Annotated in this window: 17 protein-coding genes; 3 read left to right on the top strand and 14 right to left on the bottom strand. The window is 65.8% G+C overall.

Going from position 1 to position 15,219, the window contains the following annotated elements:
• Positions 1 to 38 precede the first annotated feature (38 nt).
• From KVF90_RS10605 to KVF90_RS10585, 5 genes are all read right to left on the bottom strand, one after another.
• Positions 39 to 1,511 (bottom strand): M48 family metalloprotease, encoded by a 1,473-nt coding sequence (locus tag KVF90_RS10605; protein WP_264391551.1) that lies wholly within the window; start codon positions 1,509 to 1,511, stop codon positions 39 to 41.
• A gap of 106 nt (positions 1,512 to 1,617) precedes the next feature.
• Positions 1,618 to 2,562, bottom strand: coding sequence for an acetyl-CoA carboxylase carboxyltransferase subunit alpha (locus KVF90_RS10600; protein ID WP_264391550.1), 945 nt, complete (start codon positions 2,560 to 2,562; stop codon positions 1,618 to 1,620).
• 9 nt (positions 2,563 to 2,571) lie between these two features.
• A complete protein-coding gene (locus KVF90_RS10595) occupies positions 2,572 to 3,459 on the bottom strand; it encodes a tyrosine recombinase (protein ID WP_264391549.1) in 888 nt (295 codons plus the stop codon).
• Positions 3,460 to 3,726: 267 nt separating this feature from the next.
• Positions 3,727 to 5,637, bottom strand: coding sequence for a hypothetical protein (locus tag KVF90_RS10590; protein ID WP_264391548.1), 1,911 nt, complete (start codon positions 5,635 to 5,637; stop codon positions 3,727 to 3,729).
• The gene (locus KVF90_RS10585; RefSeq protein WP_264391547.1) at positions 5,634 to 5,825 is read right to left on the bottom strand and encodes a hypothetical protein; all 192 of its coding nucleotides are present in this window, start codon (positions 5,823 to 5,825) and stop codon (positions 5,634 to 5,636) included. The genes KVF90_RS10590 and KVF90_RS10585 overlap by 4 nt, the downstream gene beginning before the upstream one ends.
• A gap of 38 nt (positions 5,826 to 5,863) precedes the next feature.
• On the opposite strand from KVF90_RS10585, the gene KVF90_RS10580 reads away from it, so the two are divergent.
• From KVF90_RS10580 to KVF90_RS10570, 3 genes are read left to right on the top strand one after another with little or no spacing between them, the layout of a single operon-like run.
• Positions 5,864 to 6,433 (top strand): shikimate kinase, encoded by a 570-nt coding sequence (locus tag KVF90_RS10580; protein WP_264391546.1) that lies wholly within the window; start codon positions 5,864 to 5,866, stop codon positions 6,431 to 6,433.
• Entirely contained in the window at positions 6,424 to 7,542 is a 1,119-nt protein-coding gene (gene aroB, locus KVF90_RS10575) for a 3-dehydroquinate synthase (protein ID WP_264391545.1), read from the top strand. The genes KVF90_RS10580 and aroB overlap by 10 nt, the downstream gene beginning before the upstream one ends.
• The gene (locus KVF90_RS10570) at positions 7,539 to 8,060 is read left to right on the top strand and encodes a GNAT family N-acetyltransferase (RefSeq protein WP_264391544.1); all 522 of its coding nucleotides are present in this window, start codon (positions 7,539 to 7,541) and stop codon (positions 8,058 to 8,060) included. Before aroB ends, KVF90_RS10570 begins: the two co-directional genes overlap by 4 nt.
• Here the strand turns inward: KVF90_RS10570 and KVF90_RS10565 are convergent.
• From KVF90_RS10565 to KVF90_RS10525, 9 genes are all read right to left on the bottom strand, one after another.
• Positions 7,993 to 8,274, bottom strand: coding sequence for a hypothetical protein (locus tag KVF90_RS10565; RefSeq protein WP_264391543.1), 282 nt, complete (start codon positions 8,272 to 8,274; stop codon positions 7,993 to 7,995). The genes KVF90_RS10570 and KVF90_RS10565 overlap by 68 nt on opposite strands.
• Positions 8,275 to 8,552: 278 nt before the next feature.
• Entirely contained in the window at positions 8,553 to 10,607 is a 2,055-nt protein-coding gene (locus KVF90_RS10560) for an acetyl/propionyl/methylcrotonyl-CoA carboxylase subunit alpha (RefSeq protein ID WP_264391542.1), read from the bottom strand.
• Between the two features lie 84 nt (positions 10,608 to 10,691).
• Positions 10,692 to 11,141 carry a lysozyme inhibitor LprI family protein gene (locus KVF90_RS10555; protein WP_264391541.1) on the bottom strand — a complete coding sequence of 150 codons (450 nt, stop codon included), beginning with the start codon at positions 11,139 to 11,141 and terminating at the stop codon, positions 10,692 to 10,694.
• Entirely contained in the window at positions 11,138 to 11,929 is a 792-nt protein-coding gene (locus KVF90_RS10550; protein WP_264391540.1) for a heme-dependent oxidative N-demethylase family protein, read from the bottom strand. Before KVF90_RS10550 ends, KVF90_RS10555 begins: the two co-directional genes overlap by 4 nt.
• Positions 11,926 to 12,678 carry an alpha/beta hydrolase gene (locus KVF90_RS10545; RefSeq protein ID WP_264391539.1) on the bottom strand — a complete coding sequence of 251 codons (753 nt, stop codon included), beginning with the start codon at positions 12,676 to 12,678 and terminating at the stop codon, positions 11,926 to 11,928. Before KVF90_RS10545 ends, KVF90_RS10550 begins: the two co-directional genes overlap by 4 nt.
• Before the next feature lie 206 nt (positions 12,679 to 12,884).
• On the bottom strand, positions 12,885 to 13,922 hold the full coding sequence (gene bioB, locus KVF90_RS10540) for a biotin synthase BioB (RefSeq protein ID WP_264391538.1): 1,038 nt from the start codon (positions 13,920 to 13,922) through the stop codon (positions 12,885 to 12,887).
• Positions 13,909 to 14,451, bottom strand: coding sequence for a lysozyme inhibitor LprI family protein (locus KVF90_RS10535; RefSeq protein WP_264391537.1), 543 nt, complete (start codon positions 14,449 to 14,451; stop codon positions 13,909 to 13,911). The genes bioB and KVF90_RS10535 overlap by 14 nt, the downstream gene beginning before the upstream one ends.
• On the bottom strand, positions 14,452 to 14,856 hold the full coding sequence (locus tag KVF90_RS10530) for a hypothetical protein (RefSeq protein WP_264391536.1): 405 nt from the start codon (positions 14,854 to 14,856) through the stop codon (positions 14,452 to 14,454).
• Between the two features lie 97 nt (positions 14,857 to 14,953).
• Positions 14,954 to 15,190 carry a hypothetical protein gene (locus tag KVF90_RS10525; RefSeq protein WP_264391535.1) on the bottom strand — a complete coding sequence of 79 codons (237 nt, stop codon included), beginning with the start codon at positions 15,188 to 15,190 and terminating at the stop codon, positions 14,954 to 14,956.
• Between the last annotated feature and the right edge of the window lie 29 nt (positions 15,191 to 15,219).

The raw sequence follows: 15,219 nt of genomic DNA, 5'->3' as shown, positions 1-15,219 counted from the left end.
ATCCCTGTGCTGCGCTTGCCGCGCCGACGCAGACTAGATCAGCGCGAACGTACCACCAGCTTGACCTTCTGGCCCGGCGTAACCGCAGCCGTGCCCGACAGCGCATTGAGCACCCGGAAGCGTTCTTCCTGCGCGCTGTCATAGGCCATCCGCCGCGACAGGCTCGCCACGGTGTCACCGCGCGCCACTGTCACCACTTGCAGCTTCTTGGGCACCACCGCGCCAGCCTCGGCCTGGGTGATTCGCCGCATCGACTGGAACATCGGGTTGAACGTCCCCGCGCGTCCCGCAGGCGCGATCACCGCGAAGTGGAAGGCCTGATTGCGGGCGAATTCATAGGCGAAAATCACCACATCGACCTGCGATCCATTATTGTTGACCCGTGCCGTGCCAAAGACTGCGGGCAGACCGTTCACTGTCGTCCGCTCGATCTGCGCGGGTGCCAGCGTGCTTTTCTCTCCGCCCAGCGTGGTGAACTGCTGGCGCACATAGGTGTCGAGGTTGCCGCTATAGGCCGCGGTTGTCATCTGCGCCTGCCCGCCCTGCCCCTGGATACTGACGGCGCGGGTGCCATTGACCATGTAGAACCCTTGCGGCGCAGTGAAGGCCAGCCGCAGCTCGGGATGGATGAAGGTGCTCCCCTCGATCACGCCCTGCGCCGGGTCATCGCCGTAAAGCAGCCCATCGATTCGCGTGAGGAAGGTGTCGCGATTGCTGACACCACCGCCAGCCGTTCCCGCCTTGGCCAGCGCGCTCTTCACCCGGCTTGCCGGATCGGGGTGGGTTGAAGCCCATTCGGGAACGCTGGCATTCTTGCCCGCCAGCCGCGCGTCGAGCGTGTTCTGCGCGGCGAGGCTCGCCAGAACGGTTCCCATCGCCCGCCGGTCATAACCGGCACGGGCCAGATATTGGATGCCGAGATCGTCCGCCTCCAGTTCCTGCTTGCGCGAGAACTTGAGCGTCAGCAGCTGCGAGCCTTGCAGCAACCCGCGCGACAGGGTTTGCCCGACCTGCGAATCGCCGAGCAGGATCCCCGAAAGGATCGCCAGCCCGCCACCGATCAGCGTGTTCTTCGTCGCCGCCTTCTGCCGCCGCTGCGAATGGCGCGCGGCGACATGGCCGACCTCGTGCCCCAGTACCCCGGCAAGCTCCGCCTCGTTGTTCATCAGCGTCACCAGCTGGCGGGTGGTGTAGATGTAACCGCCGGGCACCGCGAAGGCATTGTGCACGGGCGAGTTCAGCAGGCTGACGGTAAAGGATTCCCGCGCATTGCCGAGGCCCGATTGCACCGCGATATTCTTACCCACCTGCTCGACATACTGGGCATGCGTACCGGTCATCGCGCCGCCGAATTCGGCCAGGAATTGCGGGTGATACTGCGCGCCCTGCTGCGCTTCGGCGGGTGTGATCGGGGTTGATGCCGAAGGCACCGCCGCGCCCGCTGCCATGCATCCGGCCAGAGCCAGCGGTGCCGCGCCAAACGCGAGCACCTTGCGTGAAATTCGTGCCATGATGAGTCCCTCTTCCGCGTTACTTATGCTGCCTGCCTATCGGCAAAGCAGCTTGCGGCAAAGTCTTGGCAAACGAAACCTTAACTTGGGCTGGCGCGATTCGGCTTTATCCGCCGATGCCGAGGAACCGTGCTTCGCGCTGGGCCACCAATGCCGGCCGGCTTTGGCCGGAGAGCATATCAATTTCCTCGGTCAGCGCCGTGCCGAGCATCCGCGCCGCCGCCACCGGATCGCGGTGTGCGCCGCCGACCGGCTCCTTGACGATGCGGTCGATGACGTTGGACCGCTTGAGGTCCTGCGCGGTGACTTTCATCGCCTGGGCTGCCTCTGGCGCCTTTTCCGAGGTGCGCCACAGAATCGAGGCGCAGCCCTCGGGCGAGATGACCGAATAGACCGCGTGCTCCATCATCAGCACCCGGTTGGCCGCGGCAAGCGCAACAGCCCCGCCGGAACCGCCCTCGCCGACGATAACGGCAACCATCGGCACTTCGAGCGCAAGGCAGGCTTCTGTCGAGCGGGCAATGGCTTCGGCCTGACCGCGTTCTTCCGCCTCGATCCCCGGAAACGCGCCCGAGGTATCGACCAGCGTCACCACCGGCAGGCCGAATCGGTCCGCCAGTTCCATCAGGCGGATCGCCTTGCGGTAGCCCTCCGGCTTGCCCATGCCGAAATTGTGGCGGATGCGGGTCTGGGTGTCGTGGCCCTTTTCGTGCCCGATCAGCATGACCCGGCGGCCGTTCAGGCGCGCAAAGCCGCCCATGATCGCCTGATCATCGCCGTAAAGCCGGTCCCCGCCCAGCGGCATGAAATCGCTGAAAGCCTGAGCGACGTAATCGCGGAAATGCGGGCGCTGCGGATGCCGGGCAACCTGCGTCTTCTGCCACGGTGTGAGCGAGGCATAGGTGCTCGCAAGCAGTTCGGTGCTTTTGGCCTCGAGCCGACCGATCTCGCCCGCAACATCGACATCATGCAAAGCATTGACACTGCGAAGCTGTGCGATGCGCTCCTCGAGCGCGGCAACCGGCTTCTCGAAATCGAGATAGGAAATCATGGCGCGGGGCTAGTCGGATGTTGTCCGCGTTGCAAGCGGGTGACGGGAATTGACGAGGGCAACCAGCCGCGCGGCATCGACATGGGTGTAGATCTGCGTGGTGGAAATGTCCGCATGGCCGAGCATGGTCTGGAGCACACGCAGGTCCGCGCCGCCTTCCAGAAGGTGCGTGGCAAAGGCGTGGCGCAGAACGTGGGGGCTGATCGCGGCGGGATCGAGCCCGGCGCGCCCGGCGAGGCCTTTCACCAGCTGAAACAATCGCACCCGGCTGAAATGCTGCCCTTTCCCCGAGGGGAAGAGAAACCGCGACGGCGGATCGGCGGGGCGCAGCGCCAGCCATCGGCTGAGAGCCTCAAGCGCCCGTCCGCCCACCGGCACCAGCCGCGTTGCTCCGCCCTTGCCGGTCACCGTCAGGAATGGCGCATCGCGCGGAACGGCGTGGACTGGCAGGGCCACAAGTTCGGTGGCACGCAGGCCTGATCCATAAAGCAGCTCGATCAACGCCAGCAGCCGCACTGCTTTCGGGTCATTGGTGCGGGCTTCCTCCTCGGCGCGGGCAAACAGGGCCGCGATCTGGTCGTGCCCCAGTACCTTGGGCAGCGGGCGGCGGGTGCGCGGGGCAGGCAGCGCGCCGGAAGGATCATCGCTGCGCCAGCCTTCATCAATGGCAAAGCCGAAGAACTGCCGCAGGGCCGAGGCTTTGCGCGCAACGCTGGCCGGAGCAAGGCTCGCCCACTCTCCTGCAAGGCTGGCAACCGCATCACGCGGCGCATCAGCCAGATCGCCGATGGCTTCCTCGGCCTGCGCAAGATCACGGCGGTAGGCGGCGAGGGTGTTGGCAGCAGCACCACGCTCGGCTGCGAGCATGGCGAGAAACCCCTCGGTCGCGGCAGACATCAGAGCACTTCCCGGCTATCCCGGATCAGCCTGATTGCGTCAGGAGGCCCGCTGGACAGGAACAGCGCGCAGCAGGGGCTGGTTGCCCCTGCCAGTGCTGTGACGAAGCCAGCGGGACTCCTGACGCAACCCCGGAGGGGCGGGTCGCTTTTGGCCCACCACGGCGTCACTTGTCGGTCACTATGCAGCAGCATGGCTCCCTCCTCGCTCCTTGTGCTGAGCCAAAATCGGCTCCGTCAGGTTGACCCGGGATAGCCGGGAAGTGCTCTAGCCGCGCGCCACCGCCTCGGCGGCGATCATCCGGGCTTCGGCTTCCATCCCCACGCGGGTCAGCGCGGAAGTGATGTGGTAGAGATGGAGCGGGGTCATCTGCGACCAGCTCGTCCCCTGCATCCCCAGCCCTGCCAGCATCACCACCAGCGCCGGATTGCCGACATCGGCGGCGCGGGAAATGGCGCTGCTCCAGCGGGTCTTGCGGGCCAGATCGAAATCGAGATCGCCCGCAAGCGTGCTGGCATCCCCTTCATCGAGCCGCCCCAGCCCCGCCAGTCCCGCCACCAGGAAGGCTGACTTGCGCGATCCTTCGCTGGCATCGTCGCTGATGAAGCTTTCGACAGCGCCTTGCCCCACGCCGTTGCTGCGCGGCGCGGCCAAAGCCACCAGCGCCCAGCCAAGCGAGCCTTCCTCGACCACATTGGCCCAGCGGATGGCATTGCGATCAAGCCCGGCGGCGAGCATCGCGGCGATCAATTCGCCCGCAGCGGCAGCATGGGCTTCATCGGCGGGAATGCGCGCTGCGGCATAGGCGGTCAGCACGCGGGCACCGTAACCATCCCCGCCGCCCAGTGCAGGACCGGCCGACCAGAGACGCTGCATCGCGGCGATGCGCGCAGAGGGCTCGGTCGCGAGATAGGCTTCGCGCAAGGCGGCGGCATGGGTCTGCGGATCGCCGCTGGCGGCGGGATCGGCGTAAACCTCGGAATAGAGATCGACCATTGCGTCGGCCGACAGAATTCCCTCGCGCGCAGCCCGGCCCGCGAAGGGCGCGCGCCGGGTCGCGGGCAGCATCGGCAGCAGCGCGCCGGCACGGGCGTAATAGGCGCCGTCCTTCGCCTTCATGGCATTATCGAGCAGGCCTTCAGGCAGCGGCTCGCCCAGAGCGGTGGCAAGGCCGAAGCGCCACGGGTTGAGATCGTCGACGCCCTGCCATTCGATCTGCACGGCCCGCTGGCCGCGCCCGGCGGCCCCGGCAAAGCGCCGCGCCAACAGCACATCGATACGCGGAGCCACCCCGCGGAACAGCGCCCGGTCCAGCTGCGAGGCCGCCAGTGCTGCTTCACCCGCATATGCGTTGCAGATCGCCTGCCACATTTGCCACTCGCCATCCTCTCGCGAGGAACCCTGCAAGCGCACCGCCGGGCAGGCCCCGGTGATATCCCCGCTGGCAAGGTAGGCATTCAGCGCCTCCTGCGTCAGCGCGGGCGACCAGCTGGCGCTATCGATATCCTGCGTCACGGCGCGGGCCAGTGAGTATTCGCCCATGCGGTTGAGCACGCCGACGCGCAGCGCGGCAAATTCGATCGGGTCCATGCCCAGCGGCGCGGCAAGGCGGCTCGCCATGGCACGGCGCATGAGGATATGCCCCCAGCGCGAAACCATCGGCCCGGTGGTGCCAGCCAGCACGGCGCGCACCAGCTTGTCCGACTGGTTGGACAGAGCGGCAGGCGGCAATCCGCCTTCGTCCGCCGCCAGCACACCGACGCGGGTCAGCGCGCGCTGTGCGCCCGCCGGAATATCGGACTTGGGCTTCAGACCGAGCAGCCGGTCAAGCTCCTCGGTCGACATGTTTTCCAGCGCTTCGAGGCTCGGCAGCCGGGCGAGATCGTCGCGGGTGATCGAGGGCAGCGGCGGCAGGGCCGCAGGATCGGCCGGCACGCCCGGCTGCGGCGCCGTGCCCGGCTGACCGGCAGGCGGCGGCGGCGCGGTGCCGGGCTGCGGTGCAGGCGCGGAACTGGGGCGCGGGCTCGGCGCAGGGGCGGGATCGTCAAATCCCGGCGGCAGCAGCGATTCGGGCTTGCCCTGCGCGGCGGCGAAACCCGCCAGCCCCGCCCCGCCCAGCGCGCCCGCGAGGCCGAGCGCCAGCATACTCGCAGAGACTCCGAAACGCTTGACCATCATTGTCCTTGCTCCGGCAGCGCGACATCCTCGGCAATCGGATGGAGCGGTTCTTCCCCGCCTTCGAACCACGCCAGCGCCAGCAACAACACCGCCACCACGCCAGCGACCCACGGCCAGCGGCGCGTGCGCGGCGCGGGGGCTTCCTGAAGTCCGGACGGGGAGAGACGTTGACGCCGCAGGTTTGCCATATTGCGCGTGCCCTAGCCCATCTATAGGCCGTGCGGCAATGTCCGGCGCGTCCCCTTCCCCTCACGATCTCGATCTTCCCGCGATCGCCGCGCGCATCACCCGTCCGGTGGTGCTGGTGGGACTGATGGGCGCGGGCAAATCGACCGTTGGCCGCAAACTCGCCAATCTGCTTGGCCGCGACTTCGTGGATGCCGACGAGGCGATTGTCGAAGCCGCCCAGCGCTCGATCCCCGAAATCTTCGAAACCTTTGGCGAGGCCTATTTCCGCGATGGCGAGCGGCGGGTGATTGCCCGGTTGATGGACGAAGAGCACGGCGTCATCGCCACCGGCGGCGGGGCCTTCGTTGATCCCTCCACCCGCGCGCAGATCCTTGATCGCGGCATCGCGGTGTGGATCGATTGCGACATCGACACGCTGGTCGAACGCACTGCGCGGCGCGGCAATCGCCCCCTGCTGCAAAACGGCAACCCGCGCGAAATTCTCACCCGGCTGGCGGCCGAACGCGGACCCTTCTACAGTCAGGCGCACATCCGCGTCGTCAGCGAGAACGGCCCCCATGCCGACACTGCCCGCGCGATTATCGAGGCGATTGATCAATGGCTGTAATTCCCGTCGCGCTCGCCGGGCGCGCCTATGATGTGGTGATCGAGGAGGGCCTGATGGCCCGCCTGAGCGATGCGGCTGCGCCCTACCTGAAGGGTTACGGCACCGCCCGGCCCGTACCCTTTGTCGCCGATACCAACACGCACCGGCTCTACGCTGCCGGGGTCGATGCCAACCTCGCCGCGCAGGGCATGACGGCGCAGTGGTTTGTCGTTGCTCCGGGTGAGGACGCCAAGACCTGGGGCGTGCTGGAAAAGCTCACCGACTGGCTGCTGGCGCTGGGCGTCACCCGCAAGGATCATGTCTTCGCGCTGGGCGGCGGAGTGGTGGGCGATCTGGTCGGCTTTGCCTGCGCAATCACCAAGCGCGGCTGCGGCTTTGTGCAATTGCCGACGACCCTGCTCGCGCAGGTCGATTCGTCGGTCGGCGGGAAGACCGCGATCAATACGGCGGCTGGCAAGAACCTGATCGGGGCCTTCCATCAGCCCTCGCTGGTTTTGATCGACCCGCTGGTGCTCGCCACCCTGCCGGAACGGGAAATGCGCGCCGGTTATGCCGAGGTGCTGAAATACGGCTTGCTTGGCGATGCGGCGTTCTTCGGCTGGCTGGAGGCGAATGGCGACAAGGTGCTGGCGCGCGAACCTGGCGCGCTTGAGCACGCCATCGCCACCAGCATCGCGATGAAAGCGCAGATCGTCGCCGAGGACGAACGCGAGACCGAGGACCGCCGCGCCTTGCTCAATCTCGGCCACACTTTCGGTCATGCGCTGGAGGCGGAGACGGGCTTTTCCGACCGCCTGCTCCACGGCGAGGCGGTCGCCTTGGGCATGGTGCTGGCGGCGCGTTATTCCGCGCGGCGGGGAGAGATTTCGGCAGCGGATGCCGAGCGGGCTGCGGGTGCGATCGGGGCTTCAGGCTTGCCGTCCCGGCTTTCCGCGCTTGGCCTTGACTGCAATGGTGCGGCGCTGGTCGATCACATGCGTCACGACAAGAAGGCCGAAGGCACCACCCTGCCCTTCCTGCTGCTGCGCGGGTTGGGCGAGGCCTGTGTCGCCCGCGATGTGGATCTGGCGGACATTGCAGCATTTCTGGACGGCGAACTGGCCGCATGATCATCGGTCCCGCAGACCTCGCCGACCCCGAGGTGCGGGCGCTGATCGCCTTTCACCAGAAGGCGATGGTCGAAGGTTCGCCGCCGGGACTGAGCTTCGCGCTCGATCTCAGCGGGTTGCAGGCGGAGGGAGTCAGCGTGTGGGCCGCGCATATCGCCGGACGGGTGGCGGCGATCGGGGCGCTCAAGCGACTTGATGCCGAACGCGGCGAAGTGAAGTCGATGCGCACCCATCCCGATTTTCTGCGCCGCGGTATCGCGGCAGCTATGCTGGAAACGATAATCGCCCATGCCCGCGAAACGGGCCTATCGGTGCTGAGCCTCGAGACCGGCAGCGGCCCCGCATTCGAGCCTGCCCTCGCCCTCTACCGGCGGCGCGGTTTTGCCAATGGCGAGGCCTTCGGCGCCTACGTCCTTACCGAATTCAACCAGTGCCTGCACCTCGATCTGGTCAATGCGCCGGACGGTTCGGCAGCTGCGCCACATTGTCCCCCGCTTCGCCCAAACGAGCGGCCCTGATCGCGGTTTCTTCTTCAAGCATCTGATCATGCTCGGCAAACAACTGCTCGATTTCGGTGCGGCGTTCGAGCAGCATATTGGCGATGCCCGGCGCGAGGCTTTCGCCTTCGCCGATCTTGCCGAGCAGTGCGGCAAGATCGCTTACTGTCGCTTCTCGTGCATTCTTGAAGAAATTGCCCTTCCGGTCAAAAAACCCGGTTCCCGTATGTGCCATGACCAATCCTCCAGCTTGAGGCTCAATCTACCGCGCGGCGAATTCCGCGATTCGGCAAAACGAGTTTCTCACACGACGAATTGTAGACCAGACGCCGAAGGAATTTTGTGTCGGAAATCACTAATCTGGCGCAAAGATGCAACAGAATGCGGAACATTCTTCCGGCCTTGCGCATCATTCTTACGCCATGGCGCAAAGTCGGCGTCACACGGTGCCGCAGGCAAGGTGAGTCGAGAGCGTTGTGAGGCGGCACTTGCGACCGCCCCGCGCGTGCCCGCTTATTCGAGTTCGAGGATCACCGCATCCACCGCGAGGCTCTCGCCCTCGGCAGCGTTGATCTTGGCGATCACGCCTTCCTTTTCGGCGCGCAGGATGTTTTCCATCTTCATCGCTTCGACCGTGGCGAGCGGCTGGCCGGGCTGCACCGTCTCGCCCTCGGCGACGTGGAGCTTCACCAGCATCCCCGGCATCGGACAGATCAGGAACCGCGACAAATCCGGCGGCACCTTTTCGAGCATCAGCGATTCGTGACGCGCAAGGCGCAGCGGCAACGCCAGCGCGGTATGCGCCGCGCCGCGGGTCGTGACCTTCCACTGGTTACCGACACGCTCGACGATTAGGCCCAGGCGATGCTCCGCCCCTTCTCCGATCTTGCCGGTCGCCTCGGCCTGCACCATGCCGGGGCGCCAGGTGCAAGTGCCATCGACCCGCACGCCGCCAACCATCGCGTGACCGTCGCCCAGCGTGACTTCAACCCGCTCGTCGCCGATCTTCACCAGCCATTCGCTTGTCACCGGCTGCGGTGTATCGAGCTGCCCGGTGATTTGCCGCGCACGGCTTTGCAGGGTGAACTCGTTGCCCGCACAGACAGCGGCGAGGATGCGCTTCACATCATCGGAGGTCGCCGCGCCGTGGAACCCGTCCGGATATTCCTCGGCGATGAAACCCGTGGTCAGCTCGCCCGAGCGGAAGCGCGGGTGCTGCATGATCGCGGAGAGGAAATCGACGTTGTGGCCGAGCCCCTTGATGCGGAAATTGTCGAGCGCCTCGATCTGCAAGTCCGCCGCTTCATCGCGGGTCGGGGCCCAGGTGATCAGCTTGGCGATCATCGGATCGTAGAAGCGCGAAACTTCGCCGCCTTCATAGACGCCGTCATCGACCCGCACCGAACCAGTTCCGCGCGCGACCCCGCGCCGGGGCTTGCCCGCCACTGTCTCGTCCTCGGTCCAGCCGGGGAGCGGAGGCGAATATTGCACCAGCCGCCCGGTGCTGGGCAGGAACCCGCGATAGGGGTCTTCGGCATAGACGCGGTTTTCGATCGCCCAGCCATCGATGCCGATATCGTCCTGCGTCATCGCCAGCTTCTCGCCAGCGGCGACGCGGATCATCTGCTCGACCAGATCGATGCCGGTGATCGCTTCGGTGACGGGGTGTTCGACCTGCAGGCGGGTGTTCATTTCGAGGAAGTAGAAGCTCTCCCCCGTCGGGTCCGCGCCGCTGACGATCAGTTCGACGGTGCCCGCAGAATAGTAACCGACAGCGCGCGACAGGGCGACGCATTGCTCGCCCATCGCCTTGCGCATCTTGGGCGTGACGAAGGGCGACGGCGCTTCCTCGACCACCTTCTGGTGGCGGCGCTGGATCGAGCATTCGCGCTCGTTGAGGTAGAGGATATTGCCGTGCTGATCGCCGAGGATCTGGATTTCGATGTGGCGCGGGTTGAGGATGAACTTCTCGATGAACACGCGGTCATCGCCGAAGGAGTTGAGCCCCTCGCGCTTGACGCTTTCAAAGCCTTCGCGCACGTCGGCCTCGTTGTAGGCAAGGCGCATCCCCTTGCCCCCGCCCCCCGCGCTGGCCTTCATCATCACCGGATAGCCGATCTCGTTCGAGATACGCACCGCGTGTTCGGTATCCTCGATCTCGCCGACAAAGCCGGGGACGACATTGACGCCCGCTTCCTTGGCGAGCTTCTTGGATTCGATCTTGTCGCCCATCGCGGCGATCGCGTTCACCGGCGGGCCGATGAAGGCGATGTTTTCCTTCGCCAGCGCCTCGGCGAAGGAGGTGCGCTCCGACAGGAAGCCGTAGCCGGGGTGCACGGCCTCCGCGCCGGTCTGCTTGCAGGCGGCGATGATCTTGTCCGCGATCAGATAGCTTTCGGCCGCGGGCGAAGGCCCGATATGCACCGCCTCGTCCGCCATGGCGACAAACGGCGCGCGGGCATCGGCATCGGAATAGACCGCGACGGTCTTGATCCCCATTTTGCGAGCTGTGGTGATGACCCGGCAGGCGATTTCGCCGCGGTTGGCAATCAGGATTTTCGAGAACAAGGGTGAGACCTCTCTCCAGGGGCTTGTTGTGCCGGTGGCTATGCCGAGGGTTTGCGCTGGCTGCAAGCTAGCGGATTTGGGGCGTCATCCGAGGACTTCGGCGAGATCGCGCAATTCCTGCGTGCGTTGGCGGGTGAGCATGGCGAGGCATCCGGCCACGATCATCGGCTGCGCCGACCCGCCCAAGAAACTGTACCCCTCCAGCCGGCACTGCGCATCGCGATAAGTGAGCCATGAACGCTGGGCTTCAAGCAAGGTCTGGAAGTGGCCGGTATAGGCCATCCGCGCCGCTGCATCCTCGCGTGGGGTCACGGGGTTGATCGGGCCGAAATCGGCCTCCATTCCGGTGTCGCGCTCCTTCATGATGGACGCGGTGATCTTCCACTGCGCGTTCAGCTCGGCATCGGCGGCGGCATAGTCCTGCCCGGCGCACCAGTTCATTTCCTGCTGCACCATCGGGTTTGCACAATTCCAGCCCGGCACGGGCGGCTCGGCCGATTGCAGCAGCAGCGGAAGGATGAGCGAGGCGATCATGCGGCGTTCCTTTCAGCAAAGGCGATCAGGCTTTCCGCATAGGCGGGCGCGCCCCTGCGGTCACCCTCGCCGCTGACGAGGGTTTGCACCGCCTTGCCCAGCATGGCGATATTGCAGGGAGAGAGCTTGCCGAGCGGTTCGACATAAATTCCGATGCCGAACAGGATCGCGCCCGTTTGCGGCAAGCGCCGGAGCGTCTGGCGTTCAGAGCGCACGAACAGCGTCGCGCCTGCGTTGTCAGGTGTGACGTGGGCGAAGGCCTCTTGCGGGGGCCGGTCGGGGAGCCAGCGGCGCTCTCCGGTGGCGGCGATGAACCAGTTGCAGCGGGCGTAGATCGGGCCGGGGCGCAGGGTTTCCATAAAGCGGTCGACCCCGGTGGCGAGCTGCTCCTCATAGCCCGCGATGGGCGCATGCAGCGCCCGCAGGGGAAGCCCGATCTTCTCGGCGGGGTGCCAGTCCGAAGGCCATGCGACCGCCGCGCCGATCAGGCGGTAGACGTCCTCGTCCTCGCGTTTCGTGAGCAGGCACAGGTCCTCGTGGGTGGCGAGCGCGGCTTCGGAGAGGGCGCCTTCCACGCCCAGCATCGCGGCAAGTTCGCGCCCGGCAGCGTCCACCTCGGGTGTTAACTGCACGCCTTCAGGCCACTCCGCAAAGCTCTCGGCCCGCTTCGCGCGGTCTGGCGTGGGGTCGAGCCACTCATGCTCCTCCAGCTTCACCAGCCCCATGCGAAGCTGCCCACCCCCGCGCGCCTTGGGGAGCAGGCTGTCGACCGAAAAGCCGAGGGTCACCCCTCCCCTCCCCGTCGTTCGCACCGCAGAACCATGCCGTATTCCTCCAGCCAATCCGCCTCGGTCGGTATCAGATATTGCAGAGCCTCAGGCAGCAACCCGTGCAAGCTCGTAGCGTGGCGCAGCTGCTTGCGGCGGTCGGAGAAACAGAAAGGCTGGTCCTTGGGCAGCACGCCCAGCAGGCGCTCCATGCCCGTCTCGGTCGACCCGCCCTCGTCCGCGAGGCTGAGATAGAGCGGCGGGCGCTTGCCCTCGCCCAGGGCCCGGCGGCTGAGCGCCTCGAAATCCCATTGCATGCTGGGGGAGATCGCCGCGTAGCCGGTGAACAGGCCCGGGGCCTCCGCCCAGGTCTCGACCACGAAATGCCCCGCCGCGCTTTCGCCGACCAGAAACGCGGTGCCATCATGGCGATAGCGCGCTTCGATCAGCGGCTTGACCGTCCCCGCCAGCCACGCCCGGAACGCAGCGCTTTCGCCCGCGGTGGGATACTTCGCGCGTTCTGCCGGATCGCCCGTCGCGGGGAGCAGTTCGCGCTGGCGGTCCTTGGTCTCGATCCCGACAATAATCGCATCCCGGCTCCGCCCCCACAGCGCCCCCCAGCGCATCAGCCCTGCGCCCATCATCAGGTCCTGCGTCACCGCGCCATCAAGCTGGTAGACCACCGGCCAGCGCCTGTCTGGCTCCTTGGCGTAGTCGGGCGGCAGGATGATGTTGACCTCGCGCGCCGCACCGAGTGCTTCAAGGGTCACGGTCTCGCCGATGGTGAGGGGTTGAGGCTGCGGCGCGGGTTCAGCGCTCGCTACAGTCGCGGCCGCGAGAAGCGGAAGAAGGAAAGGGGCGAGCCGCATAACTCTCTTCCGTCACCCCAGCGAAAGCTGGGGCCTAGGGCCGCATGGAGCCGCGCTTGCCGCCCTGGGTCCCAGCTTTCGCTGGGATGACGAGGGGATCGAAACAATCACTCAGCCGCCACCGCAGCCTTGCACGCCCGCGCGGGTTCCTCGCCCTTGAGCGCGGTCAGACCCAGCTTGGCGAACAGCGCGCCGTCCTTGTCGTCGCCCGCATTGGGCGCGGTCAGCAGCTTGTCGCCGGTGAAGATCGAATTCGCGCCCGCGAGGAAGCACAGGGCCTGCGTGGCTTCACTCATCGACTCGCGCCCGGCCGACAGCCGCACCATCGAGCGCGGCATGGTGATGCGGGCGACGGCAACCGTGCGGACGAACTCGATATCGTCGATCTTGGCGAGCGGCGTATCGGCCAGCATGTTGCCCAGCACCGTGCCCTTCACGGGCACCAGCGCGTTGACCGGCACGCTCTCCGGGTGCTGCGGCAGGGTGGCGAGGGTGTGGACGAACCCCACCCGGTCCTCTCGCGTCTCGCCCATGCCGACGATCCCGCCAGAACACACATTGATCCCCGCCTTGCGCACATGGTCCAGCGTATCCAGACGGCACTGGAAATCGCGGGTGGAGATCACCCGCTCGTAATACTCAGGGCTGCTGTCGATATTGTGGTTGTAGTAATCGAGGCCCGCGTCCGCGAGCATCTCCGCCTGATGCGGTTCGAGCATCCCCAGCGTCATGCAGGTTTCCAGCCCCATGTCGCGAACCCCCTTCACGATCTCGACAATCGCGGGCATGTCGCGGTCCTTGGGATTGCGCCACGCCGCGCCCATGCAGAACCGCTGCGAGCCCGCATCCTTGGCCTGCGCCGCACGCTGGAGCACGGCCTGCACGTCCATCAGCTTGGTGGCCTCAACGCCGGAATCCGCTTTCACCGATTGCGAGCAATAGCCGCAATCCTCAGGGCACCCGCCGGTCTTGATGCTGAGCAGGGTGCAGAGCTGGACTTCAGTGGCGGGGTGGTAGGCGCGGTGGACGCTGGCGGCCTGAAACAGCAGCTCGGTGAAGGGCAGGTCGAAAAGGGCCGCGATTTCGGTGCGGGTCCAGTCGGTGCGGGGGACGTGAGACAAACGTAATATCCTACCTGTTTCCATCAATCAGCGCCTCGGCGCCGCGCAATTCGGCTAGCCGCAGGCGCGCAAGGCGCAAGAGGCATTTTTGCCGCAAGGTGTCAGTGCCGCTGCCGCCGCGCGCGGCAGTGGCTTCCAATTCGCACTGCCCTTCGGCATAGCGCAACCAGTTGTCGTGCGACATGGCCAGATGGCGTGCGAGCTGCGTTTTGGCATCCGCCGTCAAGGAGCCCGGCGCATAGCGGCTGTATTCCGCGTCGGCCGCTTGGGCCAGCTTGCGCGCCTTCGTCATCTCCGCCGCAACATCGCCCTGAGCCGCAAGGGCGAGCTGCCCGAAGCACTGGGTGTAGGCGGCGTTGGGCGTAACGTCGGCGCAGTCCTCTGTCTCGCCGGCCAAAGTGGCCGCCGGAGCGGGCGCAACCGTGTCCGCCGCTGCCACGTCAGCGTGTTCAGGCGCGCAGGATGCGACGATCACACCGGCAATGACCACCAGAGCAATGCGAACATACCGGGCACGCGGAAGCAAGTCATTTACGGAGAGGCCGAGGGTCATTCAATCGCGCGGCTCGAAGTGGACGAAAGCAAAATTGTCGATCACCCCGTCCTCAAGATCATCGGGATCAGGGTCTTCGTCTTTCTTGAGGTAGAACGTCCCTCGCCGGCCATCCTGCACATCGTAATTGGGAAAGCCGCAATTGATCTCATCAGGGATAAACAGCTGGTATCTGTGCACGCCTCTGCGCGTTTCCACCTCCACATAACCCACGCGGGCCTGGTAATTTTCTTGCTCGTCGAGGTATTCCCATTCGAGATGAAAGGTTCCGGTAATCCTCTTGTCGCTCTCTTCGGCAAGAAAGCGTGACTTGTACCGCTCGAATTTCCTCAAGCCCTCTGGTGACAGCGTTGCGCAGGCATGAACCGGGGTTTCGAGAGACGTGGTGGCGACGAGTGCGGTCACGAACGCAAGAAGAGCTTTTGCTCTCACTCCGCCGTCCTCCGCGCAGGTGCTCCCCTCAGCAAGCCTTCGGTGCGGCCCCAGTCGGTGCGGGGGTGGGTCATTTATTGCTTTCTCGATTCTTGAGAACGACGCTGGCGGCAATCGCTACAACGCCCAGCGCGAGGGGAATAAATCCGATGGGCGAATGCCATTCCTTGAACGCTGTGCAGGGGCCTTCCAGCAGATCAACCGGCTTCATGCCGCAGCGAAAAACATAGGGCTTTAGCGGTGAGGTCAGGAAGCCCGCGAAGACCAAAACTACGCCGAGAATCTGCAACCTTCGCGGAAATGTCACGGCGCACGCCCCTTCGTCATTGCGAGGAG

Origin of the sequence: Porphyrobacter sp. ULC335 (genome assembly GCF_025917005.1) — a bacterium.
Taxonomy (GTDB): domain Bacteria; phylum Pseudomonadota; class Alphaproteobacteria; order Sphingomonadales; family Sphingomonadaceae; genus Erythrobacter.
This window is presented reverse-complemented; position numbering and strand designations above follow the sequence as displayed.

Bases quoted from the DNA above. Each gene is read 5' to 3' on its own strand.
- KVF90_RS10580 (WP_264391546.1), top strand. From the start codon at position 5,864: ATGTCCGGCGCGTCCCCTTCCCCTCACGATCTCGATCTTCCCGCGATC.
- KVF90_RS10565 (WP_264391543.1), bottom strand. From the start codon at position 8,274: ATGGCACATACGGGAACCGGGTTTTTTGACCGGAAGGGCAATTTCTTC.
- KVF90_RS10555 (WP_264391541.1), bottom strand. From the start codon at position 11,141: ATGATCGCCTCGCTCATCCTTCCGCTGCTGCTGCAATCGGCCGAGCCG.
- KVF90_RS10590 (WP_264391548.1), bottom strand. From the start codon at position 5,637: ATGATGGTCAAGCGTTTCGGAGTCTCTGCGAGTATGCTGGCGCTCGGC.
- KVF90_RS10595 (WP_264391549.1), bottom strand. From the start codon at position 3,459: ATGTCTGCCGCGACCGAGGGGTTTCTCGCCATGCTCGCAGCCGAGCGT.
- KVF90_RS10535 (WP_264391537.1), bottom strand. From the start codon at position 14,451: ATGACCCTCGGCCTCTCCGTAAATGACTTGCTTCCGCGTGCCCGGTAT.
- KVF90_RS10570 (WP_264391544.1), top strand. From the start codon at position 7,539: ATGATCATCGGTCCCGCAGACCTCGCCGACCCCGAGGTGCGGGCGCTG.
- KVF90_RS10600 (WP_264391550.1), bottom strand. From the start codon at position 2,562: ATGATTTCCTATCTCGATTTCGAGAAGCCGGTTGCCGCGCTCGAGGAG.
- bioB (WP_264391538.1), bottom strand. From the start codon at position 13,922: ATGGAAACAGGTAGGATATTACGTTTGTCTCACGTCCCCCGCACCGAC.
- KVF90_RS10605 (WP_264391551.1), bottom strand. From the start codon at position 1,511: ATGGCACGAATTTCACGCAAGGTGCTCGCGTTTGGCGCGGCACCGCTG.
- KVF90_RS10585 (WP_264391547.1), bottom strand. From the start codon at position 5,825: ATGGCAAACCTGCGGCGTCAACGTCTCTCCCCGTCCGGACTTCAGGAA.
- aroB (WP_264391545.1), top strand. From the start codon at position 6,424: ATGGCTGTAATTCCCGTCGCGCTCGCCGGGCGCGCCTATGATGTGGTG.